Raw genomic sequence first — 22,115 nt, 5'->3', positions numbered from 1 at the left:
TATTCGCTCACGGTGGGACGGCTGATACCGCAGGCCGCCGCAACCTGACGGTTGCTCAGCCCTCGCTCCCACTTGAGGCGAAGGACTTCTTTGATCTTACGCATGGATAACCTCTTCGCTGGCATCTGACCCTCTCCGGATGAAAAGGGTCAGAGTACCGTTAGTTATCCCGCGTCGAACGTTTTGATGGGGAAGTCAGGCAGCCTGCCGGGGTGGCAGCTTTGCCGTGGAATCAGTGGCAGCTTTCGCGTGGAATGGGTGGCAGGCTTCGTCTGGAATCAGTGGCAACTTTGGTCTGGAATACGCAATTGCGGTTATCGGTCGGACAATCGCTATCTCGTCTTTCAATGTTTACAACACACCCTGGGGTTGTCGGCGGCGAAATGGCGGGTGCTTGATCAAGCCCATAGAAAGAGAAATCTGGCGGAATATGAAGGGGAGATCGACCTGAGCCCTGCCTTGGTTCAGAGTGTTCTCAAAATTGCAGAAGAGATCGAGGAGGCGGTGCTCAGGCTAACGACCGATTGAAAAACGTATCGTCAAACTCTTGCATCGAATCCAGGGCTCCTCACCTCATTGAGCCAATAAAATCCAGTCGAAGCATTCGAAGCCCAAATTGGGTACAAAAATACCCGATTTGGGTATTTTGATAAGCGGTCAGCAAAGCGGGGTGGTCAGCGCATCGCGGAAAACACGCTGCACCTGTTCGAGCTGTTTTGTCACTGGCCCGGCGCACTGGTCGCCCAGCAGTTGGGCTTTGATTTTTCGAAGTCTTTGCAGCCGCTTATCTGGTAATCGCCACTGGTTTCACGATCCACTCAGGCAGTTCGCCTGATCAACTGAGCACAAATTCTCGTAGCTCTACAGGGAGAACGATAACGGGAGCAAGAAAATGAGCTTCAACTTAGCCTTCACCAAAAAGCGCACCATTCTGACGTTGATGCTTTTACTCATCACACTGAATACTCAAGGGGCCGGCATGAACAGCCTGAGCGACTATCAGTGGAAAAACCGACTGATTCTGGTGCAAGCCGCAGATAAGAATGGCGGCGAGATTGACACGCTCAGGAGTGCCCGGGCCGCAGTAGATGACCGTGATATCGTCTGGTTTGTAAACACCGGCGCAGACCTGGTTTCAAATCAGGATGGGGTTTCGAGCAGTCTAGAGAGCGAGATCAAGGCTCTGCTTGACCAGTTCCGTTCGGATGAGAGGGTTCTGTTGATCGGCAAGGACGGCGGTATGAAAAGCCGAGAGCCCAGTCTCGATCTCGACGCTATTTTCCGCCGTATCGACCGCATGCCAATGCGCATGCGAGAGATGCGCTCTGATTGAAGCACCTGGCTCTATCTCCGTGTTCAAGGGCTATACTGGAAGGGCCTTACGTCGACTGAGATTGACATTCCACTCCATGCCACATGACCCCATTGGGGTGAGGGTTTCTGGCAGGCTTTGAAGTTGGGTAGATTGAATGACCAAAGGAAGGGAAGCAAACTAGCCAGATGAAACCGCTTTTTCTGATCGTTGCTTACCTTGTCGCTGTCACCCTGCCGTTGCTCCTGTCCGCATGGGTAGGAGGTCCACCACGCCAGTTCCACCAGGAACTGGCCTCCGGCCTTGGCATTCTTGCTTTTTCGATGATCCTCGTGGAATTCATCCTGTCCGGACGTTTCCGGGCCATTTCAAATGACGTCGGCATGGATGTGACCATGCGGTTTCATCAGGTCATGGCTCGCACGGCACTGGCTTTTGCTCTGCTGCACCCGTTTCTTTACCAGGGAACGCCGACAGGAGGGCAGCGCCCATGGGACCCCACGCGCCAGTTGACGCTCACGACGGATTTTTCCGATCTGGCGACAGGGATTGTCGCCTGGCTGTTGCTCACCGGCCTTGTTGTCATGGCCATCGGGCGCACCCAGCTGGGCTACCGATACGAGACATGGCGCCTGTTACACGGGATTGGCGCGCTGCTGATCGCGGTACTTCTGTTGCACCATACCGTGTATGCCGGGCGTTACGGATCGCAGCCGGTGATGACCTGGGTGTGGCTGGTCATGACGGGTGTGGCGGTTGGGTCACTGCTGATGGTTTACCTGGTGGTTCCCTGGCTGCAGAAGGCTCGCCCCTGGCGCGTGACGTCTGTCGTTCGGTTGACGCCGAAGCAATGGGAAGTGACGGTGACCCCCAACGGTCACCGTGGGCTGGATTATCAGGCCGGGCAATTCGCCTGGCTGAATGTGGGGCAAAGCCCTTTCTCGATGAAGGAACACCCTTTCTCCATTTCCATTGATGGCGAGCTGATGGATCGCGTCTTTTCAGAGCAGGAGTATCGTGACTGGGTGTTTGTGATGTGCGGCCCGGCGGTCATGATGGATGTTGTTGAGGATCATCTTATCCAGCGGGGCACACCCGCTCACCGGATTCTCTCGGAGCGGTTCAGCTATGACTAATCCAATCCAGCGGTTGACTCAGCGGCGGCGGCTTTCTCTGGTCATCTGGGGGCTGAATATTACCCTGGTCCTGATCCTGCTGGTTTTTGTGCTGCGCTGATGCCAAGGCAGGCCAGGGGTATGATCAGGTGAGTCCGATGCGCATCCAGCCCCTCGGTCAGCACTCCAGGTGTCTGGTTTCCCCCGTGTCCACATCGGTGTAAGTGACCTTCACGGTTTTGAAGTTCAGGTCTACAAACAGGTGGCAGTAATAGTCTCCATGGCGCCAGGCCATGGCCACGCTTGAGTTGTTGGAATAGTTCAGTTCGAAGTGCCCATCAAAGGCCGGGTAGTTGCTGCGGAACTTCATCAGGCTTAGCAGGCGTTGTACCACCGGTTTCTGGATGTCCTGCTCCACCTCTTCCAGGCTGTAGTAATGCCGATTGATGTCTCGCAACTCGCCACTTTGTTCCATCAGTTCGTGATCGTTACAGCCGGCCAGTAGCCCCACGTAGTAAACCTGTGGGATGCCCGGGGTGAAAAACTGGATGGCCCGGGCGGCGATGTAGGCGTCGTCGTTTTGCATCAGCGCGTCATAAAAGGTGCAGGTGAGCTGATAGATGGCACCCACGCTGTGAATGTTGGCCGCTGAACGCCGCATGATGGGGTCCGCGCTGCGGGCGTCGATGTTGTCGATCAGTACTTTGATTTTCTCATCCGGCAAAACGCCTTCCACATCGGGAATGCAGATGCCGTCATGGGTATCCAGCACGGTGACCATGTTGCGCGGGCACATTCGCAGCCAGTTTTTCAGGTAGGTGCTGTTGGCGTCCAGCAGTGAATAGAGCAGCAGCGGCGGCAGGGCAAAGCCGTAGGGGTGCATGTTGCGCCGGCTGATGGCGTACTGGTAGCTGGTGTGGTCGTGTACTTCCGGCAGGCATTCCGCCCCGTGTTTCAAGGCAACCTGGTTGACCCAGTCGAGGATCTGATACACCTCCGGTTCCACCAGAAAGCAGCTGGTGCCGATCCGTTTGGTGGTGTATCCGAAGGCGTCCAGCCGCAGCAGATTAACCCCTTTTGATGTCAGAAATCCGATGTAGCTTTCCATCAGCTGATAGGCCAGGTCGGATTCGTAATTCAGGTCGATCTGCTGCTCGGTGAAGGTACACCACACTCGGGTTTTGGTGCCGTCGGACAGGGTCACTTCCCGGAAGGGTTCTTTCTCCTTGCGGATGTGAATCTTCGCCATGTCGTCCGGTGAGATCTCGCCGAATTTGTCCACGTGCACAAACAGATCGGCGTATTCCGAGTCGAAGCCGTTGGCAATGAAGTCGGTGAACTCCGGCGATTCGTCCGAGATATGATTAACCGTCAGATCCACGCACAGATCGTACTTTGCCGTAAAGGCTTCGATGTCGTCCCAGGTGCCAACCTTCGGGTCCACTTCCTTGTGGGTCAGCGGCGAGAAGCCGCCATCGGCGTTGGAGGGAAAAAACGGCAGGATGTGCAGCCCGCCGATGGCTTCGGACAGATGCGTGTCCACCACGGTGTAAAGGTCTTTCAGATTGTTGCCGATCCGGTCCGGATAACAGATCAGCTGCACCGCATTTTTGAGCAACATGGTGTGGTTTCCTCCGTTCAGGCGGCGCAATGACCAATGGGCAGAATTTTCTCCAGTTTGGTGGCGCGGCGCTGTTCGGCGGTGTCGATGAATTCCCGCCCCCAGTAATCGATGTCGTAACGGCTGACCACTTCAAAGGCCTCGCTGAGCCGATTCTGTGCTTCGCTGCGGCTCATGGCCAGGGCGTAGTAGCAGGTGTCGGCAAGGTCCTGGGGGTGGTGGGGATTGGCCAGGATGGCACCGCGCAGTTCGGCGGCGGCGCCGGCGAATTCCGAGAGCACCAGCCTGCCACTGCCCTGGGTCAGGCCCTGGGTGGCAATGTATTCCTTGGCCACCAGGTTCAGGCCGTCCCGCAGCGGTGTAATCCACATCACGTCCGCCATGGTGTAGTAAGACACCAGTTCCTCGAACGGCAGGGCGCGGAAGAAGAATTGCACGGGCGTCCAGCCCACCTGTGCGAACTGGCCGTTGATGCGACCGACCGTCTGCTCGATCTGCGAAAGCAGTTCCTCGTAGATGGTCATCCCGGCGGCCGCCGGCACGCAAACCATCATCAGGGTAACTTTGGTTTTCAGCTCCGGGTGCTCGTTGAGCATGCGTTCGTAGGCGTCCAGTTTTTCGATGATGCCTTTGGTAAAGTCCAGGCGCTCGACCGAAAGAATCAGCCGAACGTCCATCAGTTCGTTACGCAGGGTTTCCATGCGGTCAATCACGCTCTGGTCCTCCAGGGCATGTCGCACCCGGTTCAGGTCCAGCCCCACCGGGTGGGCGCCCAGGCCGATCTTGCGATCATTCACCTTGATTTCGGTGCTCATCTCATCAAGACCCACGGCACAGCCGTAGGTCAGGAACCGTGGGGCACAGCCGGCCTTCTCGGTGACTTCCAGGGGCGTGACGCCGCGCGCCACATCGACAAAGTTTTCCGCCTGCCTGGGAATGTGGAAGCCGATGTGATCGCACTGCAACAGGCTGCCAACGATTTCACGGCGCCAGGGCAGGACGTTGAACACGTCTGCTGAGGGGAAATAGGTGTGATGGAAAAAGGCAATGGTGAGGTCCGGGCGAATCTCGCGCAGATAGGCCGGCACCATCCATAGATTGTAATCGTGAATCCACACCACCGCGTTCTCTGCGGCTTCCTCGGCCGCGCGCTCCGCAAACTGCTTGTTGACCTTGAGGAACACCTGCCAGTGATCATCGTGGAAGGTGGCCCGCTCCCAGAAGGTGTGCAGGGTTGGCCAGAAGGCTTCCTTGGAGAACCGCTTGTAGAAAATCTCGACGTCGTCTTTGCTTAGGGGCACCCGCGCGGCCACCAGTTTTTCGTAGCGGTCGGTATCCACTTCGGTGTGGGTCTGGAACGGGCCCAGGTCCGGATCGTCAATGGACCAGGCCACCCAGGAGCCGGCTTTGCCGTCGGCAAAGAAGCTCAGCAGCGTGGGGATGATGCCATTGGGGGATTTGGGGCGACGGCGGATCAGTTCGCCGTTTTCCACCACTTCTTCGTAGGGCAGGCGGTGGTATACGATCACCAGGTCGGATTTGCCCCGGTTCATGTAGTCCGGCGCTTCCGCTTCAATGCCCAGATGGCCGAGATACCCGAAGTGTTCGAACGCCTCAAGGATACCGCCACAGCCGGTTGCCCCGGCGTGAAGAACCCTTGCCTTGTGCATGGTAGCGTCCAGCAGGCCGGGCTCAGATTCGCCCACGCACACGCCTTTGAAGCCGTGCTCGTACATCGACAGGTCATTCAGGGTGTCGCCGGCCACCAGCACGGATTCCGGGTCGACGTTCAGGTGTTTCACCAGTCGTGACAGGGTACGCCCCTTGTTCACGCCCTGGGGCAGGATATCTAGGTACTTGTGGTTGGAGAAGAGCGCAGTGCAGGACAGCGCCTCGATGCGGGCGACCATCTCGTCAGTGACCACATCGCCGTCGCAGAAATAGGACACGCGGCGTTCCTGGGGGACTTCCTGTCGCTGCAGGCCTTCAAAGGGGAGCAGGGCGTCTTCGATCATCTGTTCGCCCGGCCAGAGTTCGTCGATCTCGCCTTGCAGCGGTTGGATGGCCTGCTGGGTCTCGCCCTGAACCACGGTGCAGCCGACGTCACAGATGATGTAGTCCGGCCGCGGAATGGTGGGGTCGGACAGCAGCGGCAGCACGGATTCCAGGCCGCGACCGGTCACAAATACAAGGTCGATTTCGGGGTGGGCGGCAATCAGTCGGTAGAGCTTGAGGCGGTTGTCGGGATCACCCGCGAGAAAAGTACCATCGAGATCGGTGGCCAGTAACATAGTCTGCTCCTATCGAAACTTTTGCTCAGATAAGGGATGCGTTGCAGCTTTCATACCGGAATCGGATTTAACTGCGTCACCTATGGCGCAGCGATTGCAGGCCAGTAAGCAGTGGCACGGCGATCAGGGCGATACAAAAACTGAACAACACACCCCAAGTGCTTGCTGTCTGAGGCGAACAAGCCCTTTCATTTCAGGGCAGGGAGGTGTGTATCTGGACTTTAATGCGCCCTATTGGTGCAATTCTCGCGAGTGTCGCGCTATTACAGCTCGGCAGTGGCTTGTTGAATACGCTGCTGGCGGTCACGGCCAATGAGCAGGGTTTTTCCACGGCGCGGATCGGCGTCATCATGTCCGGTTTTTTCGTGGGGTTCGCCTGCGGCATCTTTATCAGTGGCCGTTTGATCCGCCGCATGGGCCATATCCGTACCTTTGCCTTCTGCGCGGCGGTGTGCGCGTCCATCGCGTTGCTGCACTCCCTGTGGGTCGATCCCTGGGCATGGATGGCGCTTCGCTTCCTTTACGGATTGTCCCTGGTCACCCTGATGACGGTGACGGAGAGCTGGCTAAACGCCCGCGCTGAGAAGCACGAGCGCGGGCGGGTCTTCGCCATGTATATGGTGGTCAACCTTGGGGGAATTGCCCTTGCTCAGCAACTGCTCAGGCTGAGCCCGGGCGAGCTGTTGGTACTGTTTTCGGTGTCGGCCATCCTCAGTTGCTGGGCGCTGCTGCCCATCACCATCAGCAGTCGCAGCCAACCCCACATTCCCGAGCGGGCGAAGAGCAGTCTGAAGAAGATCATCGGCTTTGCGCCGCTGGCCGTTGCTACCTCGGCGCTCTCCGGCCTGGCCATGGGCGCTTTCTGGGCGATGGCGCCGTTGTACGCGAGCAAGCTCGGATTCGGGTTGTCGGAGGTGGGGCTGTTGATGAGCCTCACCATTGTGGGCGCTGCCCTGGCGCCTCTGCTCGTGGGTTTGATTATGAATCTGGTGGGCCCGCAGGGCATGCCTGTTTACATGGCGGTTGTTCTGGGCTTGCTCGCCACCTATGCGATCTATCAGGTACGCCATGTCTCCGTGCTCACCGCGGGCGGGCAGGCGCATTTTGAGCCGATGGCGCAATCGTCCCATGAGATTGTTGAAATGATTGAGCGGTAGATAGTTATTGCACCGGCTCACCGCTCCACGGACGCTGAGTGACCCGCGTTCGAGCTTCCGATAGCCGGGAAGTCATTGGCTCTGTAGCTGCCCTACATAGGCGGAAACGAAGGCCGCTTCCTGGAAGGCCTTCAATCCCGTATCGGCAAACGCAATAGGCAGCGGGTTGGCTGCCAGGGTGGACTTGATGAGGGCGGAGGGCAGCAGGGTCACCGTCAATTCGATATCGGTGATCAGTTGAATGGCGGCTTCCATTTTGAAGCTGACAGCACCACCGGCAAATTTGCCTTTGGGCATTCGCTCTTTGATCGCAACGTGAGTCACGCCGTACTCGGCCATTAATGCCGCAAAGGCCGCCTGGAACTGCTTCAGGTCTTCACGGCTATGGTTTTTTGGCAGTGACAGTTTGCGCACCTTGCATTCCGGCAAATTGAACTGCCCCCGGTCCATATTCAGCAAACACACCACTGCATCACTGCCGGTAAGCTCAACGCCGCAAACAATCATAGCCATTTCCCCCGTCTCCGCCGGTTATCAGCCGCAGCACTTCTTGAATTTGAGCCCGCTACCGCAGTTGCAGATATCGTTACGTGAAGGCGATTTTACCGCGGTAACGGTCCCGCCTTTGGTCAGGATAGCGGTAAGTTCGGTAATGGACTCAACGGCACCCTCGCGGGTATCCACCGAAATGTTCGCGTACAGCTTTGCCTTGGCCACTTGCGCTTCGACTTCCTGCTTGCGCGCGTCACTGGTCACCACCAGCGTAAGCGGGTATTTCTTGCTGCCACTCTTCTGGCTGGCGTTGGTCTGAAAGCCGCCGTAAGTGGTGTGGTGCTGGCGTGCGTCCTGCCGGCCTTTGAAGAAAAATTTGTCTGACATGCTGAGATCCTGATGGGGAGAATGCCCGGGCTATTGCCGGGAGGAGTCTTTTAGCATGCTTATGGAGACGGCGATATAGGGAGATACGAAATCCGTCCGCTCCCCCGTGACGGTTTTGTGACCTTTCCTTGATCGACTTTTTACCCAGCCGTGACGGCTGCGTAAGCGTTCCTGCTTAGTCTGCATTCTGATGCTGCTGGTCTTCAGGTATGGGGTCGGCAGTGTCAAATAGACACTATTTCCAATAAGGAGAATGCACAATGAAAAGCCTGACAGCGACGCTTTTGGCCCTCGGTACCGCCCTGGTCCTGATGGCCCCGGCCCATGCAGACGACATGGACAAGGGCAACAAGGGAATGGACGACACTATGATGCAGGACGACATGAAAGATGACGGCATGGCCAAAGACTCCATGAAGTCCGACACCATGGACACCATGCATGACGGGATGAAGACCGAAAGCATGATGGATGAGGACATGAAGAAAGAGGGTATGGAAAAAGACGCCATGAAAAAGGATGGAATGTCCGAAGGGGATAAAACATCCATGTAATGGCTGGAAATTTTCCAGAGTGGCACTCTATTGAACGCCGTAAACCTCAATAATCGTCTTGGCCAGCTCCAGGTCGTTCTGGTTCGCCAGCGCGAGCTGGTTCAGTGCCCGGATGGTGGTGTCTTTCTGGGAGGCATCGACACCCAGCAGTTGCACGATGGTGTCCACCTTTTCACCGCCACCGCTTGCCAGCTGGTGGCGAAACTCTCCGCTGAACGCGATGATGATTTCCTTGATCTGTCGCGGCTTGGAGGTGGAGATCCCGGTCGGGGTGTCAGGCTTCAGGGTGACGAAGTACTGGTCCGGCGAGAACTCATGAATGGCCCCTGAAACACCATCGGTAGTGGAACCCAGAAGCCCGCCGATCACGATGTTCCCGAAGAACCAGGGGTTGGTTGTGGTAGAGAGCTGAGCGGTGTAGGTCTTGTAGCCTTCCTTCTCAAAGGTAATGGACTGGTTGGAGCCCCGATCCACTGGCACCGTCAGTGGCGTTTTACCGAGCACTCGGCCGGAAACCGTAACGGTGGCTTCTTCGGGCTCGCTGTTGAAGGTGAGCTTCTGGTCGGTTCCTGAGACGACCGACGCGCAACCGGTCGACAGAAACGCGATTGCAGCGAGTGTGAGGAGTAGGGAGTACTTCATGGTTCTTCCTTGTTGTAGAACGTGGTTCCAGAAACGTTATTGCGTGAGGGAGACGTCACCGGGCTGGATTTGCAGTTCGGCGAGTTTGTCGAGCAGACCCTGAATGTTGGCTTTGCCGGAGCCTTCGTTGGCCAGTCTCAGGCGCTTGATAGCGGCGAATGCATCGCCAATGGTGGCGGTGTAGGGGGCGACAACCGTTTCATTCAGAACCACGGCACCGTTGTTATCGCGGTCAGTGAGGATGTATCTCACGTGGGTGGTTACCTCGAAGTCCAGACCGAACATGGGTTGGTCAACTTCCAGCAGGAGCGCTTCGAGCTGGTAGCGGCCGGAGCCTGCGAGCAGTCCCTGTTTCTGCAGGGTTTGCTTCAGGGCGCCAGCGAACGCGTCGTTGTCGATTTCAGAAGTCCAGGCGGGGTTTGTTTTTTCACCGCCAGATACGTTGGTGACATCCACATTGTCTTCCAGGGCTGTGTCGTAGGCCTTCACTGGCCCCTCATACACCATGTTGCCCATTTTGGCGCCGGAGGCGCAGCCGGTGAGGTACAGCAGAGCAGCCAGCACTGCCAGGATCCTTGCGTTTCGCACAGTAGATTCCTTCTTACTTGATTGATTATTTTGAGTTATTCCCTGCCGACACGCCGGAGCTTATGGCGGCGCGCCATGGTAGCCGAGCGTTGGTGAGCTTGCTATGAACTGAGGGGCTAACCGGAGTAAAATCTCGTGAAATGTCACGGAGAGGCCGCTCTGGAGTCTGTTCCAGTGCTGCGGGCTTTTTCTGCTAGACGCTACTCCTTGAGCCGAACGAGCAACCGCCCATCCTGGACCTGGATATAGTCCACGCCCGCTGCAAAGGATTGCCAGAACCCCGGGTTGGCACCGAACTCGTTGACCAGATCCACGTTCTTGAGGTTGCCCAGCCAGGCGTTGGGGATGGGAACGCCCATCAGGCTCACTCCCTTTAACTTAACCAGCGGGCGACCGTTGGCAAAGGAGAGTTCCACTCCCGCATTTACTCGCACCGTTCTGCCGCCGAGTACAGGGAAACCCTCTTCAAAAGGTACGAGAAGCACCGCACTCAGAAGATCGTCCGAGAGATCGACGGCGAGGCGTTGAGCCAGATCCGTGTTGTTGGCGAGCATGCCGTTGAGTTCCCGCTCGCTGAAGCGTACCTCCCGGCTGGCACCTTCCTCACTGTAGGGCTCTGGCTTTAACGGGCCGGCAGATCCACCACCTTGGGTGTCAATCCCCAGGGTGTTCAATTTGCTGTTGAGTGAATCCTGTTCACTGGCATTCAGGGTTACGGGTTCGAAGTTGTCTGGGAACACATAGTGGCTTAACCACCAGTAACCAATGCCTGCTGTGGCAACGATGGTGAGCAGGACAATGCCAAAGACGTGTAAGCCACTGAAGCCCTTCTTTGCGGGTGGTGGAGCGGATGTTGGTTTATCGTCGGTTGTTTCGTTCATTGCCGATGACACCGCTTTAACGCGGTGGTTTCAGTTCCCTTTTTTGAATTTCGCTTTGCAATTCCCGCTCATGCACATGGTGCAGTAATGCTCACGGTCCTCGTGCTTGGTGCCCTCTGTGATCTTGATGCCACAGCCGTTGCAGAGCAGAACGGCAACGTCGCCTTCAAATTTCACAATAGCGTGTTCGTATTCCATAAGACACCCCGGTCCTGATTTAAAATGCATCATGAATAGTACGGTATTTGCAGCGGGGCAGACCGCTGGCGGGCTTGCTACCACCGGTGTGTTTGAGATTAAACCGAGACCAATTCTATTCGTTATTCCAGAACCTTTGGCCAGTTGGCGTCTGCCTGACGAATGAAGCCCTCTGTGTCCTTCAGCCATCGATCCTGAACTGACTCATTGTAGTTGAGATACAGCCGGCCATCGCGGATGGCCCAGTGTTGAGGGTCGCCTTTGGCGAGGTAGCCTTGGGCAACCGCCCAGGCGCAGTAGCCGCCATAGGCAGGCAAGTAGCGTTCAGGATTGGCTTCGAAGCGCGTCAGGTTCTCCGCACTCGCGAATCGCCAGGTTACGCCCAGGTGCTCTGTGGTGTATTCGCGCGAGCCTTTGGCTGGTTTTCCCGTTTCGAAGTAGCTGACTGTGTCGTAGCCGCCCGCCCCGGTATTGCTCAGCAGGCCGGTGTAGACGGCAGGCTCAGAGGCCCAGGCGCTGGCGGTCAAGAAGAGTGCGAGGGTGATGAATGTCAGCTGTCTGTTCATATCGATTTCCCCGAAGGATTTCAGGCATTTTGGAATTCTGCGCCGTGCTATCCGGTTTTAGAACCGGAATCATCAGTTTTGTTTCACTGGATCGACGTTAACGTGGGAAAACCGGCCCCCTCATTCAGGGTGTCGCAAATCCTCCCTTGGGTGGCTAATCTGAAAAGCAATCTATAGGGATTGTGGAGGATTTCAGATGGCACCCAGGCAGCGGTTTCTGCTGATTGCCATTCTGGCCCTGGCGGCGATTGCCATCTCAGCGCAGGTTGCGCTGTCGTCGCCCTGGCTGGGGCTTGAGCTTTCGCCCCATGATGGGCCGGAAGGGCTCCGGGTTGATCGGGTGCACCCGGATTCACCGAACGCCGGTGTTATTCGGGTGGGCAGCGTAATTGTGGGGCTGCACGCGGCGGATGGTCGGCAAATCCCACTGCATGGCAATCTGGTGATGGAAGAACCAGACCTGCTAAGCCACACCGATCTTAATCTGTTTATGAAGCGCCAGACCGAGTTGGATCAGGCGCTGCGCTCAGGCGGGCACGGTTTGTTCTCGCATCCGGTGACCAGGTGCCGGCTGTGGCCATCGATACGCCGTGGCATCAGCTCTCGGGCGGCTTTTCGATTCACACCTTTTACGGGCTGATTGCTTTGATGGTGGCGGTTGGCATCTGGGCCTTCCGCCCGAAAAGCGCAGCGACCCGGCTTTACGCGCTTTCCGGCGTAGCAACCATGGTGAACACCCTGACTCTTGCCATCTACGGCGATCGGGAGTTTGTGCTGAGTGGCGATGTGTTTGCGGTGGTTTCTGCGGTTAACCACCTGGCCACGCTCATGGTGAACGCTTCCCTGGTCTCCCTATTCTGGGTGTATCCGCGCCCGCTTGCCCGTTTTCCCGTTCCGGCACTGATGATTTGCATCGCGCTGATCATGTGGGTTCTGAGCGAACTCCAGGTGGGCGAAAGCGCCCAGGTGACGGTCTACCTGCCCATTGTCGTCGGTTATGTACTTGGCTTGTGCTTTGCGGCTGCCCAATGGGTGGCCTCGAAAGGTCGCCCCCTCGAACGCGCTGCCCTGAAGTGGTGTGTATTGGCAATTTTCCTGGGCAGTGTTTTGCTGATGGGGCTGGTGATCATACCGCCAGCCTTCGGCCACCCCCCGCTCGTGCCGCTGCTGGTGGGGTTCGGCGCCTACCTGATTCTGTACCTTGGCATCGCGGCGGGGCTGGTGCGCTATCGCCTGTTTGATATTGAGCGATGGTGGTTCAAGACCTGGCTCTGGTTTGCCGGGGGGCTGATGGTGCTGGTGTTGGATGCGATCCTGATCATGGGCGTTGGTTTGACCAGCACCTATGCGCTGACTCTTTCGCTTGCCATTGCGGGCTGGCTTTACTTTCCATTGCGGCAATGGCTTTGGGATCGATTCGGGCAGCGTTCCAGCATTTCTCTGAACGAGGCTCTCAGGGAGCTGGTGGATAAGCTTTTTTCTGCCTCTACGGAAGCGGAAGTTCGCAGGGCCTGGCCGGATCTGCTGCGCATGACGTTTCAGCCACTCAGTCTGGAGATGCCCGATGCGCCGGATAAAAAGGCCGCGGTGGCAGTATCGGCAGACGGTGTGTTGATGGAGCTGCCTGCGCTACCGGGTGATACCCGGCGGGCGAGCCTGGAATTTGCCAGCAATGGGGCCCGGCTGTTTACCAAGGAGGATATGCGGGTGGCGAACCTGCTGTATGACCTTACTGGAAAGGCGTTGCAGGCGCTGCAGGCCCGTGATGCGGGGGCGAAGAAGGAGCGCAGCAGAATCATGCGGGATCTTCATGACGATCTGGGTGCCCGGTTGCTGAGCCTCGTGTACGCCACGGACACAGGAACGGTGCGCGAGGTGGCCCGATCGGCCCTGAGGGACCTGCATGGGCTGGTAGATACCACTGCAGGGACACCAGCCAGTCTGTTGGAGGTGGCCAACGGCTGTGAGGGTGAAATACGCCAGCGGCTGACGGACTCGGGTATCGAACTGGATTGGCAGGCAGATCCCATGAGGCTGTCTGACCAGGAGCTTTCGGCCCGGGCTGCTGCCAATATCGCGCGCATTCTCAGGGAAGCAATTTCCAATATCATCAAACACGCCAATGCTGATCGGGTAGAGGTAACGTGGAGTCGTGATAGCGACCATCTTCTCGTGCGGGTTTCCGACAACGGCAAAGGCGAGACCCTGGATGGCCAGGGTGACGGGCACGGCCTCAGAACCATGCAGGTTCGTGCCGAGGACCTGGGCGGTCGTGTTGATTGCCGGGTGTTGGCGGAAGGCGGCTTTGTTGTGGAGCTGACGCTGCCGGCAGCCTAGCTGTCGATCATACCCATGCGCATGGCTTCCCGGGTGGCTTCCGCCCGGGAGGACACCTCCAGCTTGCGATACACGGTTTTCACGTAACCGGCGGTTGTGTGGCGGGTAATGCCCAGGGCCTGGCCAACCTGAGCCAGCGTGAAGCCTCTGGCAATCAGTTCCAGTACTTCCTGCTCACGCGGGGTCAGGTCCGGCTGTGCGATGGTATCCGGCGGTGCAAAGGTTGCCAGAACCCGCCTGGCCACCGACGGCGACAGTGGCGGCTCATCGTCAATAATACCCGCCAACCGGCGAGCCAGCTCGGATTGGGATTGCTGTTTCAGCAGGTATCCCCTGGCGCCCGCCCGTAGTGCCGGGAACACATGGCGGTCGTCGTCGTGGATGGTTATCACGATGCAGAGGCACTCGGGCACCGCCTCGCGCAGGTCGCGGATAAAGTCGATGCCATTACCGTCTGGCAGGCTGAGATCAATCAGAGCAATGTCCGGCTCAAGATCCGCCTGTTGAAGGTGAGACAGTTTATCCCTTGCCTCAGTGAGCCGGTTGGCAACGGTCACCGAAATCTCCGGAAAAACTTCCTTGAGCACGTCGCGCAGCCAATCCTGAGCGCCTGCGTGATCTTCCAGAATAAACCCCAACTTCATTTGATCGTCCTGATGCTCTTGGGTTGCCGCTCTTTCAACATAGCCCCCTCAAATGGGGGAGTCAAAGCCGGCCAAGGTCCCCTCAGGTGCGGTCTGCTGCCGTTGGTTCATGTCCGATAGCCTAGTGACGGACAGCGTAAAGCAACGGCTTTACGAACAAGGAGGCAGTCGAATGAAAACATTGAATGTTATACTCAGGGTGTTAACCGTTTTGGCCGTGTGCTTTGCCCTGGCGGGCTGCTTACGGAGCAGTGATTCAAATGATGATGACCTGGTTGAGGAAGATTCCAGCGAGGAGGTCGGTGGCGATGATGTCGCTGACAGCGGTGATACCGGGGACAGCAGCGGTGATGGCGGGGGTGGTGGCACAGCCTCTGGCGCACCAGCCGCGCCAGTGGTTACGCCCGCCTACGATGACTGGACGCTGACTTTTACCTGGCCGGCAGTGGCCGACGCAGACTTTTACCGCGTGTTTGAAGACCCGGACGGCGTGAGCGGCTTTACCCAGATAGGTTCGGACCTGACTGCCAACGAATACACCAACAATATCAGCCTCACCGAACGCAACGGCGCCCGTTATGTCGTTGCCGCCTGCAACAGTGAGGGCTGTACCGATTCCAGTGAAGTGACGGTTGATGGCCTGGACAGCGGGATCACGCCCATCGTGGTAAGTGGCGATCCGGCGCCGGGCATTGGCAGTGGCGCCGTGTTCAGCGGTGAAGTTGGCACCCAGCTGAGGTTCGATGTTAATCAGTCTGGCGCCGTCGCAATTCTCGGTGCAACCGATCAAACGGACAGCAGCGGTAGCTTGAGAGACGGTATTTTCAGCTACAGTTCGGGCGCGGGCCTGAGCCTGATCCAGGCCGACGACGCCACGCTGCCCTCAAGCGATGCTACCTACAACGGTTTTTTCAACGTACTGATCGATAACACCGGTCAAATCATCTTCGGCGGTATCCTGAACCAGCAATCGGGCTCGGTGACGGATCAGGTCGATGGGCTTAACAATGAGGTGCTGTTACGCAGCAATGCCGGCACAACGTCTGTGATCGCCCGGGAAGGCGACCCTGCGAGGAATGGCACCGAGTTTCCGACACTGGATGCGGGAAATATCTACTTTACAGAGAATATCCAGGGTAATCGGTTATTCTCGTCCTTGAGTTCAGACGGCAATGGTGCGATTACCTTTAAGCCCGGGTCGAACACGGATGCCTTCAAAGTGGCAGACGATTCGTTTTATCCAGCGGGCAGCGCATTTTGGACGATCACAGGCTTGGGGCAGAAGGCCCAATCGTTAAAGGCCGGTGAAACGCTACTTCCTGGCAATCTCGAGCCTAAAAACTTTGGTTCCCTCGATTTCGACAGCAACCAGGCAGAGCAACTGGTGTTTGGGCTGTCGCTTCAAAACGCGGACGGGACTGCGCTGGCCGGCTCGGAGGATACCGGTATATACGTCCTTAATGCCGATGGCAGCTATCGGGAAGTCGTGCGGGAGGCTGGCGGCTCCGCGCGGGACTTTATTTATAATCTGAACTCGGCGAGACCTCTGCTGACCGATAACGGTGAAGTGTTCTACTACGCTCTTAGAGGGGTTTCCGGGCCGGCCAATCGGGGCATCTACACCGATTCGCTGGGTAACGGTGATTTTACCCGGATCAGCCGTAGCGAGCAGACGCTCCTGCTGGATGATGGCTCGCTCTTTGAGGTCACCGGTTTCATTGGCGGCGCGAACTCGTTCGATGTGGGCGCCGACGACTCCGTGGCCTTCCTGGTCAATTCCGGCACCCTGGATCAGGAAGACGCTTTGCTGGTCTGGACCAACGACGGAACCAGTGCCACCACGGAGGTGTTTTTCCAGGAAGGGGATCCCGTTCGAGGTTTGCCGGATGCCTCCAGTGTGGAGCTTGCTGTTAACTTGGGCTCGAACACAACCAGATTGGCGTTCAGCCGGCAATCCTGGGCGGCATTCCGGGCGAGCGATGAGGCGGACATCAATAACCGAAAGAGTCTGCTGCTTGCCTCCAGCCCTTCAGGTTATACCCGCGTGATCGCGAGGGAAGGGCAGCAGTTCGCGGTTGATGGCGTCAATTACGGTGTTGTGACCGAAATCCTGGATTTCAAAATGGCTGCGCCGGCCGAAATGATTTTGTCATTGCGATTTGATGAAGATGGTATATCCGGCCTGCAACCAGACGGCTCTTTTGTGGGGCCAGACGGCAAGAATGGGCTCTTCCGTGTTGTATTGTGCAGCCCTTCAGAGCCCTGTTAACAGGAACTCGGTAACTGCAACATTCATCGGCAAGGTAAACGGCATATCAAAAATAAACGGGTAGGGTGCCAGCAGCGATCTTGCCCGTCTTCTTTCAAACAAAAAAGGCAGCCCTGGGGCTGCCTTTTTTGTTTACGTATTGGCTGTTATTTACAGGCCAATAACGTTCTCTGCCTGCGGGCCTTTCTGGCCCTGAGTCACGGTGAACTCAACTTCCTGGCCTTCGGCCAGAGTTTTGAAACCGCCACCCTGAATATTGCTGTAATGAACAAAGACGTCTGCGCCGCCTTCACGAGTAATAAAACCAAAACCTTTTGCTTCGTTGAAGAACTTAACGTTGCCGGTAATTGTAGACATAGATAGTTATCCTGAAATTAATCAATAAGGTGCCGTCAAAGGATCGTTGTGATCATTGATCAGCGATATGCGGGAAATAAAAAAACGTGCAGGATCAAAAACAGGACAAAAGGTGTGGCAACACAAGAGGTCTTATTCGTGAAATGCTTTGCTAAATCTTTCCAACGAGAAAGACAGTACGCTAATTAAAAGGCCCTGCATAGCAAAGTTTTCAAATGTTGCGAAAAACCGGGACAGATTGGTTTGCTGGACAAAAATCTGTCCCGGTGCGCATTCGCGTTCTAACGTTCTTTTATATTGCCGTCCGCATCGGAAATCACTATCTCGACCCGCCTGTTCTGTTGGCGCCCTGCGGATGTTTCGTTCGTCGCAACCGGGTATTGTTCTCCGAATCCCTGCACTTCAATCCGGGCGCGATTAATACCTCTATCCATCAGGGCCTCTCTTACAGCCTCAGCCCGACGCTCTGACAGTTGTTGGTTGTAAGATTCTGCTCCGGTGCTGTCCGTGTATCCTTCCACGCGCACGCGACGGTTTTCATATTCAGCCATGAAGTCAGCCAGGCGGCCTACTGTCGTTTCCCCTGCAGGTTTCAGTTCAGCACGATTCAGGTCGAACAGAACGTCACCGAGGGTAAGTACCATGCCACGGTCTGTCTGTTCGGCCTGCATAGCCTCCATTTGACGGCGCAATTCAGCGGCTTCCTGCTGGGCAGCCTGAGCCTCTGCAGAGCGAGCCTGCAACTCCAGTTCCTTGCGTCTTTCTTCGGCGGAGTTTATCTGTTGCTGCAGCTTGGCGCGTTCGGCCTGCTCCCGGGCAATCTCGGCATGGCGATTGGCCAGGTAGGCCGCATGCTCGATTTCCGCGGTGCTGGCACCCTCTTCCAGTAATCGTTCAGCGCGGGCCAGCTGATCCCTGGCGCTTCTCAGCTGGCGGTCGCCACTGCGGGCAACGTCTGGATCGGTTCGAATGTCCTCATAGGCCGCCTTTGCTTCATCAACCATCTGATTGTCCTTGGGCGTACTGGCACATCCGGCCAGGAAGACGGAAAAGCCGACAACCATGCTCAAAATCATGTATCGATTGTTCATATCAATCTCCTGTTTAAGCTGGCGCCCTTACTGGCTTCCATTCATGCGTTGGCGAAGAGACTCGATGTTCCTGTTGATCTCTTCCACAGCCTGTCTGGCTTTTGCAGTTTCGGCACGCGCGCCGGCCAGCTGAGCATCGACGGATGCCTGTTCCAAAAGGTGCAGTGCTCTCTGATAATTCTCTTCGCTCATTTCATCGTCGATGAGCTCTTCGGCATCGGCAAGCTTGTTCTGGGCCTGATTCAGCAGCACTGGCTCAAAGTTTCTTGCGTCGGATGACACCGCTTGTTGAACGGAAGATTCGGCGGCTCGCATTTGAGAGGTGGGGGGCTCGACGGAGCCTGCGCAACCGTTGATAGCGACGGCTATGCCGGCAATCCCGACGGCGCCCAATATCGACATATAATTGCTCATGCAATATCTCCTTCTACTGGAAAACGGAGGCCTGACTGATTCCTTTAATCCAGTCAGGTTGCTGATCTGTGGTAATGGACCTTGCGGAGAACTCAGGGTATCTGTCAGCTCAAACGCCTCTACTTCCTCAATTCAAAGATAGCAGTCAGTAGTGTTGTGCACATGAGCATTTATCAATGAACATTAAGAATCGAAACACACTGTCTGAGAACGAGTAAGCCCTCCAAAATGAACGCTCCTTTCAAACTCCGGCCTTACCAGCGGGAAGCGGTTGACGCCACGCTGGCTCATTTTCGGAAAACCGATGAGTCCGCCGTTATCGTGCTACCAACCGGTGCGGGGAAAAGCCTGGTTATTGCCGAGTTGGCGCGTCTCGCAAAGCGAAAGATCCTTGTGGTAACCCACGTAAAGGAGCTGGTGGAGCAGAATCACGCCAAGTATCAGAGTTATGGATTAACCGGCGGAATTTTCTCCGCCGGGCTGAAGCGGAAGGAAAGGCACCACCAGGTGACCTTTGCCAGTGTGCAGTCGGTATCGGCAAACCTGGATCAGTTTCGGGACGAATACTCGCTGGTCATTATCGATGAATGCCATCGGGTCAGCGGGGAAGAAACCAGTCAGTATCAGCGCATCATAGAGCTCTTGCGGCAACAGAACGATTCTCTGAAAGTGCTCGGGCTGACTGCTACGCCCTATCGCCTGGCCATGGGCTGGATCTATCGCTATCACTATCGGGGCTTTGTTCGGGGCGAGGATGACAAGCCCTTTCAGTACTGCATTTACGAGCTACCGCTGACTTACATGATCAATCGAGGGTATCTCACTCGGCCGGAGCTGGTGAACGCGGCAGTGGCGCAATACGATTTCTCTGCGCTGCCCCAGGACCGCTTTGGCGAATACGCCGAGAGGGACGTTAACCAGCTGCTGAGCAAACACAAGCGCGTGACCCGGGCGATCATTGAGCAGGTTGTGGAGTTGGCTGCCGAGCGTCAGGGCGTGATGATCTTTGCGGCCACCGTGGAGCATGCGCGGGAGGTTGCCGGGTACCTGCCAGAACACGAAACTGCCTTGATAACGGGCGCCACCGATCTGAAGGATCGGGACTTGCTGATTCAGCGCTTCAAGCAGCGGCAGTTGAAATATCTGGTGAATGTGTCCGTGCTCACCACGGGCTTTGATGCGCCTCATGTGGACTTCATCGCCATTCTTCGGCCCACCCAGTCGGTGAGTCTCTATCAGCAAATAGTGGGCCGCGGGCTTCGTCTGGATGAGGGTAAACAGGATTGCCTGGTGATCGATTACGCCGGCAACCATGTGAATCTGCATCATCCGGAAGTGGGGGAGCCAAAGCCGAACCCTGATAGTGAGCCGGTGCAGGTGTTCTGCCCGGGCTGCGGGTTTGCCAATATCTTCTGGGGCAAAACAGACGATGATGGCCGTGTGATCGAGCACTACGGCCGCCGTTGCCAGGGGCTGCTGGAGCCGGTTGACAGGGTTCAGGATGAACGCCCGCAGCAGTGCGATTACCGTTTCCGCTTCAAGGAGTGCCCGCATTGCGGGGCCGAGAATGATATCGCAGCCCGTAACTGCCACCAGTGCCAGAAAGCCATCATCGACCCGGATGACCAGCTCCGGGATGCGCTGAAACTAAAGGATGCCATGGTAATCCGCTGCGCCGGGATATCGCTGGTCGCCGATGGCAGCAAGTTGAAGATCACCTATCACGGGGAAAATGGGGAAGAGGTCGGCGAGTCGTTTGATTTCAGCAAGCCGGGCCAACGCGCTGTTTTTAACAGACTGTTCGGGCGTCGTTTTGCCAATAGCCAGGCCCCGCAAGCGTTCAGATCAGCGGATGAGGTGCTTGAGCTGGAGGCCTTATTGCCGGCACCGGATTTCGTGATTGCCCGCAAGCAAAAACACTATTGGCAGGTGCAGGAACGGGTTTTTGATTATCAGGGGCAGTTTCGGAAGGCGAATGAAGTTTAGGCCCGGTTTTCCTATCCTGCTTTTACTTGCCTGCAGTCAGCTCCGCTGCTCGTTATAATGGCGTATCTAAAATCATCGAAGAGAACCCTATGCCAATTGAAAAGAATCAGGTCGTCCTGTTCCACTACAGCGTTCGTGATGAGCAAGACAACGCTGTTGAAGACTCCCACGGCGGCGAGCCGAACGCCTACCTGCATGGCCATGGCGGCATCATCAAGGGCCTGGAAGAAGCCCTGGAAGGTCGCGATGCCGGCGATACCTTCAGTGTGACTGTCACTCCCGATAAAGCCTATGGGCCCCGCAAGCCCGATGCCATCCAGCGGGTGCCGATCAAGCATTTGATGGGGGCCAAACGCTGGAAGGCGGGCATGGTTGCTCAGGTTCAGACCGAGCAGGGGCCTCGCCACGTGGTTGTTGCGAAGGTGGGCCACAAATTTGCCGATGTGGACACCAACCATCCGATGGCCGGCAGAACCCTGACCTTTGATATTGAGGTGATTGACGTGCGCGCCGCGACCTCGGAAGAGATAGCCCACGGCCACGCGCATGGCCCGGGCGGCCACCACCACTAAGCATCTGGGGGCAGGCATGCAGATCGGCGTGATTGCAGATACGCATAGCAAAATGCGTCCAGAAGCCCTGGAAGCCTTGAAGGGCTCGGAGGTCATCCTGCATGCCGGCGATGTCGGGCGGGACGACGTTCTGGACGCGCTCGAGGCGATCGCGCCGGTCATTGCCATCCGCGGTAATATCGATAAATCCGGCCGTGCAGCTGAGCTTCCCGATACTCGAGATCTGGAGTTTCTCGGCCAGGCCGTTTACATGCTCCACGATGTCAAAACCCTCGACTTCGATCCGCAAGGCCGCTACCGCGTGGTGATTGCTGGCCACTCCCACAAACCCCGTAACGAGTGGATTGGCGATGTGCTGTACTTCAATCCTGGTGGCGCAGGCCCCAGACGCTTTACTTTGCCGATTACGGTGGGGCGGTTGGAGGTGACTGAAGACGGTGTGACTGGTGAAATTGTCGAGCTGGCGACTTGATTGAATCGGCAACCAATGCGCCGACATAGAAATTCCGCTCGGCCAACTGGACATTGAGAACATCACGAAAGTGCTCAACGAAAACGGCGTGACTTTGCACCTTTAGGCGTTGGCGGCACCCTGCTTTTTCTGTACCTTTTTGTCTGTCGGAACTGTTTTCCAATGTGTG

Annotated in this window: 26 protein-coding genes; 12 read left to right on the top strand and 14 right to left on the bottom strand. The window is 56.8% G+C overall.

Features of this window, described 5'->3' with window-relative positions; genetic code table 11:
* On the bottom strand, positions 1–125 hold a 125-nt coding region (locus BM035_RS22435; protein WP_139216063.1), incomplete at its 3' end, for a helix-turn-helix domain-containing protein.
* A 61-nt stretch (positions 126–186) separates the two neighbouring features.
* Between BM035_RS22435 and BM035_RS17715 the strand changes: the two genes are divergently transcribed.
* The 4 genes from BM035_RS17715 to BM035_RS17700 all read left to right on the top strand — a co-directional run bounded on the left by BM035_RS17715 (position 187) and on the right by BM035_RS17700 (position 2,448).
* The gene (locus BM035_RS17715; protein WP_254775531.1) at positions 187–528 is read left to right on the top strand and encodes a hypothetical protein; all 342 of its coding nucleotides are present in this window, start codon (positions 187–189) and stop codon (positions 526–528) included.
* Positions 529–615: 87 nt separating this feature from the next.
* Positions 616–795, top strand: a complete 180-nt coding sequence (locus tag BM035_RS17710; RefSeq protein WP_092033443.1) for a DUF1294 domain-containing protein — start codon at positions 616–618, stop codon at positions 793–795.
* Positions 796–892: 97 nt separating this feature from the next.
* On the top strand, positions 893–1,333 hold the full coding sequence (locus BM035_RS17705) for a DUF4174 domain-containing protein (RefSeq protein ID WP_092033433.1): 441 nt from the start codon (positions 893–895) through the stop codon (positions 1,331–1,333).
* Positions 1,334–1,500: 167 nt separating this feature from the next.
* Entirely contained in the window at positions 1,501–2,448 is a 948-nt protein-coding gene (locus tag BM035_RS17700) for a ferric reductase-like transmembrane domain-containing protein (protein ID WP_092033430.1), read from the top strand.
* Between the two features lie 157 nt (positions 2,449–2,605).
* Here BM035_RS17700 and gtfA read toward each other — a convergent pair whose 3' ends face one another.
* Together gtfA and ggpS are read right to left on the bottom strand one after the other, a co-directional pair.
* The gene (gtfA, locus tag BM035_RS17695) at positions 2,606–4,048 is read right to left on the bottom strand and encodes a sucrose phosphorylase (protein ID WP_092033428.1); all 1,443 of its coding nucleotides are present in this window, start codon (positions 4,046–4,048) and stop codon (positions 2,606–2,608) included.
* 17 nt (positions 4,049–4,065) lie between these two features.
* Positions 4,066–6,339, bottom strand: coding sequence for a glucosylglycerol-phosphate synthase (gene ggpS / locus BM035_RS17690; protein ID WP_092033425.1), 2,274 nt, complete (start codon positions 6,337–6,339; stop codon positions 4,066–4,068).
* A gap of 224 nt (positions 6,340–6,563) precedes the next feature.
* On the opposite strand from ggpS, the gene BM035_RS17685 reads away from it, so the two are divergent.
* Positions 6,564–7,496 (top strand): MFS transporter, encoded by a 933-nt coding sequence (locus tag BM035_RS17685; RefSeq protein ID WP_092033423.1) that lies wholly within the window; start codon positions 6,564–6,566, stop codon positions 7,494–7,496.
* Between the two features lie 72 nt (positions 7,497–7,568).
* Here the strand turns inward: BM035_RS17685 and BM035_RS17680 are convergent, their stop codons facing one another.
* Positions 7,569–8,003: a DUF3010 family protein gene (locus BM035_RS17680; RefSeq protein WP_092033441.1), complete on the bottom strand. Its 435-nt coding sequence runs from the start codon at positions 8,001–8,003 to the stop codon at positions 7,569–7,571.
* Between the two features lie 27 nt (positions 8,004–8,030).
* Positions 8,031–8,375, bottom strand: coding sequence for a PBPRA1643 family SWIM/SEC-C metal-binding motif protein (locus tag BM035_RS17675; protein ID WP_092033421.1), 345 nt, complete (start codon positions 8,373–8,375; stop codon positions 8,031–8,033).
* A 260-nt stretch (positions 8,376–8,635) separates the two neighbouring features.
* Between BM035_RS17675 and BM035_RS17670 the strand changes: the two genes are divergently transcribed.
* Positions 8,636–8,929 carry a hypothetical protein gene (locus tag BM035_RS17670; RefSeq protein WP_092033419.1) on the top strand — a complete coding sequence of 98 codons (294 nt, stop codon included), beginning with the start codon at positions 8,636–8,638 and terminating at the stop codon, positions 8,927–8,929.
* Positions 8,930–8,956: 27 nt separating this feature from the next.
* Here the strand turns inward: BM035_RS17670 and BM035_RS17665 are convergent, their stop codons facing one another.
* The 5 genes from BM035_RS17665 to BM035_RS17650 all read right to left on the bottom strand — a co-directional run bounded on the left by BM035_RS17665 (position 8,957) and on the right by BM035_RS17650 (position 11,804).
* On the bottom strand, positions 8,957–9,571 hold the full coding sequence (locus tag BM035_RS17665) for a PEGA domain-containing protein (RefSeq protein ID WP_014578102.1): 615 nt from the start codon (positions 9,569–9,571) through the stop codon (positions 8,957–8,959).
* 36 nt (positions 9,572–9,607) lie between these two features.
* Entirely contained in the window at positions 9,608–10,159 is a 552-nt protein-coding gene (locus tag BM035_RS17660; RefSeq protein ID WP_139216062.1) for a hypothetical protein, read from the bottom strand.
* 200 nt (positions 10,160–10,359) lie between these two features.
* Positions 10,360–11,040, bottom strand: a complete 681-nt coding sequence (locus BM035_RS17655; protein ID WP_092033417.1) for an arginine N-succinyltransferase — start codon at positions 11,038–11,040, stop codon at positions 10,360–10,362.
* Positions 11,041–11,070: 30 nt separating this feature from the next.
* Entirely contained in the window at positions 11,071–11,238 is a 168-nt protein-coding gene (locus tag BM035_RS22670) for a hypothetical protein (protein ID WP_008172490.1), read from the bottom strand.
* A 122-nt stretch (positions 11,239–11,360) separates the two neighbouring features.
* Positions 11,361–11,804, bottom strand: coding sequence for a YHS domain-containing (seleno)protein (locus BM035_RS17650; RefSeq protein ID WP_092033415.1), 444 nt, complete (start codon positions 11,802–11,804; stop codon positions 11,361–11,363).
* Between the two features lie 196 nt (positions 11,805–12,000).
* On the opposite strand from BM035_RS17650, the gene BM035_RS17645 reads away from it, so the two are divergent.
* A complete protein-coding gene (locus BM035_RS17645) occupies positions 12,001–12,444 on the top strand; it encodes a hypothetical protein (protein ID WP_092033413.1) in 444 nt (147 codons plus the stop codon).
* Positions 12,378–14,141: a sensor histidine kinase gene (locus BM035_RS17640; RefSeq protein WP_139216061.1), complete on the top strand. Its 1,764-nt coding sequence runs from the start codon at positions 12,378–12,380 to the stop codon at positions 14,139–14,141. The genes BM035_RS17645 and BM035_RS17640 overlap by 67 nt, the downstream gene beginning before the upstream one ends.
* Here the strand turns inward: BM035_RS17640 and BM035_RS17635 are convergent.
* A complete protein-coding gene (locus tag BM035_RS17635) occupies positions 14,138–14,785 on the bottom strand; it encodes a response regulator (protein ID WP_008172487.1) in 648 nt (215 codons plus the stop codon). The two genes, BM035_RS17640 and BM035_RS17635, sit on opposite strands and share 4 nt — an antisense overlap.
* Before the next feature lie 172 nt (positions 14,786–14,957).
* On the opposite strand from BM035_RS17635, the gene BM035_RS17630 reads away from it, so the two are divergent.
* On the top strand, positions 14,958–17,054 hold the full coding sequence (locus BM035_RS17630) for a hypothetical protein (RefSeq protein ID WP_092033408.1): 2,097 nt from the start codon (positions 14,958–14,960) through the stop codon (positions 17,052–17,054).
* A gap of 150 nt (positions 17,055–17,204) precedes the next feature.
* On the opposite strand, the gene BM035_RS17625 is transcribed toward BM035_RS17630, so the two are convergent.
* From BM035_RS17625 to BM035_RS17615, 3 genes are all read right to left on the bottom strand, one after another.
* Positions 17,205–17,411, bottom strand: a complete 207-nt coding sequence (locus BM035_RS17625; protein WP_008172483.1) for a cold-shock protein — start codon at positions 17,409–17,411, stop codon at positions 17,205–17,207.
* 281 nt (positions 17,412–17,692) lie between these two features.
* A complete protein-coding gene (locus tag BM035_RS17620; protein WP_092033405.1) occupies positions 17,693–18,502 on the bottom strand; it encodes an OmpA family protein in 810 nt (269 codons plus the stop codon).
* Between the two features lie 27 nt (positions 18,503–18,529).
* Positions 18,530–18,916: a DUF4398 domain-containing protein gene (locus BM035_RS17615; protein WP_092033403.1), complete on the bottom strand. Its 387-nt coding sequence runs from the start codon at positions 18,914–18,916 to the stop codon at positions 18,530–18,532.
* Between the two features lie 228 nt (positions 18,917–19,144).
* Here BM035_RS17615 and BM035_RS17610 point away from each other — a divergent pair, with 228 nt between their 5' ends.
* The 3 genes from BM035_RS17610 to BM035_RS17600 all read left to right on the top strand — a co-directional run bounded on the left by BM035_RS17610 (position 19,145) and on the right by BM035_RS17600 (position 21,946).
* Positions 19,145–20,902 carry a DEAD/DEAH box helicase gene (locus BM035_RS17610; RefSeq protein WP_092033400.1) on the top strand — a complete coding sequence of 586 codons (1,758 nt, stop codon included), beginning with the start codon at positions 19,145–19,147 and terminating at the stop codon, positions 20,900–20,902.
* 89 nt (positions 20,903–20,991) lie between these two features.
* The gene (locus BM035_RS17605; RefSeq protein WP_008172475.1) at positions 20,992–21,474 is read left to right on the top strand and encodes an FKBP-type peptidyl-prolyl cis-trans isomerase; all 483 of its coding nucleotides are present in this window, start codon (positions 20,992–20,994) and stop codon (positions 21,472–21,474) included.
* Positions 21,475–21,490: 16 nt separating this feature from the next.
* Positions 21,491–21,946 carry a metallophosphoesterase family protein gene (locus BM035_RS17600; protein ID WP_092033438.1) on the top strand — a complete coding sequence of 152 codons (456 nt, stop codon included), beginning with the start codon at positions 21,491–21,493 and terminating at the stop codon, positions 21,944–21,946.
* Positions 21,947–22,115 lie beyond the last annotated feature (169 nt).

Source organism: Marinobacter sp. DSM 26671, from assembly GCF_900112835.1.
GTDB classification, from domain to species: Bacteria; Pseudomonadota; Gammaproteobacteria; order Pseudomonadales; family Oleiphilaceae; genus Marinobacter; species Marinobacter flavimaris.
Note: the sequence above shows the minus strand (reverse complement) of the source record. Positions and strands in the feature narration are given on the sequence as shown.

What these genes read in the sequence shown, in the direction of transcription:
- BM035_RS17715 (WP_254775531.1), top strand. Translation starts at nt 187, where the DNA reads ATGGGGAAGTCAGGCAGCCTGCCGGGGTGGCAGCTTTGCCGTGGAATC.
- BM035_RS17705 (WP_092033433.1), top strand. Translation starts at nt 893, where the DNA reads ATGAGCTTCAACTTAGCCTTCACCAAAAAGCGCACCATTCTGACGTTG.
- BM035_RS17700 (WP_092033430.1), top strand. Translation starts at nt 1,501, where the DNA reads ATGAAACCGCTTTTTCTGATCGTTGCTTACCTTGTCGCTGTCACCCTG.
- gtfA (WP_092033428.1), bottom strand. Translation starts at nt 4,048, where the DNA reads ATGTTGCTCAAAAATGCGGTGCAGCTGATCTGTTATCCGGACCGGATC.
- ggpS (WP_092033425.1), bottom strand. Translation starts at nt 6,339, where the DNA reads ATGTTACTGGCCACCGATCTCGATGGTACTTTTCTCGCGGGTGATCCC.
- BM035_RS17685 (WP_092033423.1), top strand. Translation starts at nt 6,564, where the DNA reads ATGCGCCCTATTGGTGCAATTCTCGCGAGTGTCGCGCTATTACAGCTC.
- BM035_RS17680 (WP_092033441.1), bottom strand. Translation starts at nt 8,003, where the DNA reads ATGATTGTTTGCGGCGTTGAGCTTACCGGCAGTGATGCAGTGGTGTGT.
- BM035_RS17675 (WP_092033421.1), bottom strand. Translation starts at nt 8,375, where the DNA reads ATGTCAGACAAATTTTTCTTCAAAGGCCGGCAGGACGCACGCCAGCAC.
- BM035_RS17670 (WP_092033419.1), top strand. Translation starts at nt 8,636, where the DNA reads ATGAAAAGCCTGACAGCGACGCTTTTGGCCCTCGGTACCGCCCTGGTC.
- BM035_RS17665 (WP_014578102.1), bottom strand. Translation starts at nt 9,571, where the DNA reads ATGAAGTACTCCCTACTCCTCACACTCGCTGCAATCGCGTTTCTGTCG.
- BM035_RS17655 (WP_092033417.1), bottom strand. Translation starts at nt 11,040, where the DNA reads ATGAACGAAACAACCGACGATAAACCAACATCCGCTCCACCACCCGCA.
- BM035_RS22670 (WP_008172490.1), bottom strand. Translation starts at nt 11,238, where the DNA reads ATGGAATACGAACACGCTATTGTGAAATTTGAAGGCGACGTTGCCGTT.
- BM035_RS17650 (WP_092033415.1), bottom strand. Translation starts at nt 11,804, where the DNA reads ATGAACAGACAGCTGACATTCATCACCCTCGCACTCTTCTTGACCGCC.
- BM035_RS17645 (WP_092033413.1), top strand. Translation starts at nt 12,001, where the DNA reads ATGGCACCCAGGCAGCGGTTTCTGCTGATTGCCATTCTGGCCCTGGCG.
- BM035_RS17635 (WP_008172487.1), bottom strand. Translation starts at nt 14,785, where the DNA reads ATGAAGTTGGGGTTTATTCTGGAAGATCACGCAGGCGCTCAGGATTGG.
- BM035_RS17630 (WP_092033408.1), top strand. Translation starts at nt 14,958, where the DNA reads ATGAAAACATTGAATGTTATACTCAGGGTGTTAACCGTTTTGGCCGTG.
- BM035_RS17625 (WP_008172483.1), bottom strand. Translation starts at nt 17,411, where the DNA reads ATGTCTACAATTACCGGCAACGTTAAGTTCTTCAACGAAGCAAAAGGT.
- BM035_RS17620 (WP_092033405.1), bottom strand. Translation starts at nt 18,502, where the DNA reads ATGAACAATCGATACATGATTTTGAGCATGGTTGTCGGCTTTTCCGTC.
- BM035_RS17615 (WP_092033403.1), bottom strand. Translation starts at nt 18,916, where the DNA reads ATGAGCAATTATATGTCGATATTGGGCGCCGTCGGGATTGCCGGCATA.
- BM035_RS17610 (WP_092033400.1), top strand. Translation starts at nt 19,145, where the DNA reads ATGAACGCTCCTTTCAAACTCCGGCCTTACCAGCGGGAAGCGGTTGAC.
- BM035_RS17605 (WP_008172475.1), top strand. Translation starts at nt 20,992, where the DNA reads ATGCCAATTGAAAAGAATCAGGTCGTCCTGTTCCACTACAGCGTTCGT.
- BM035_RS17600 (WP_092033438.1), top strand. Translation starts at nt 21,491, where the DNA reads ATGCAGATCGGCGTGATTGCAGATACGCATAGCAAAATGCGTCCAGAA.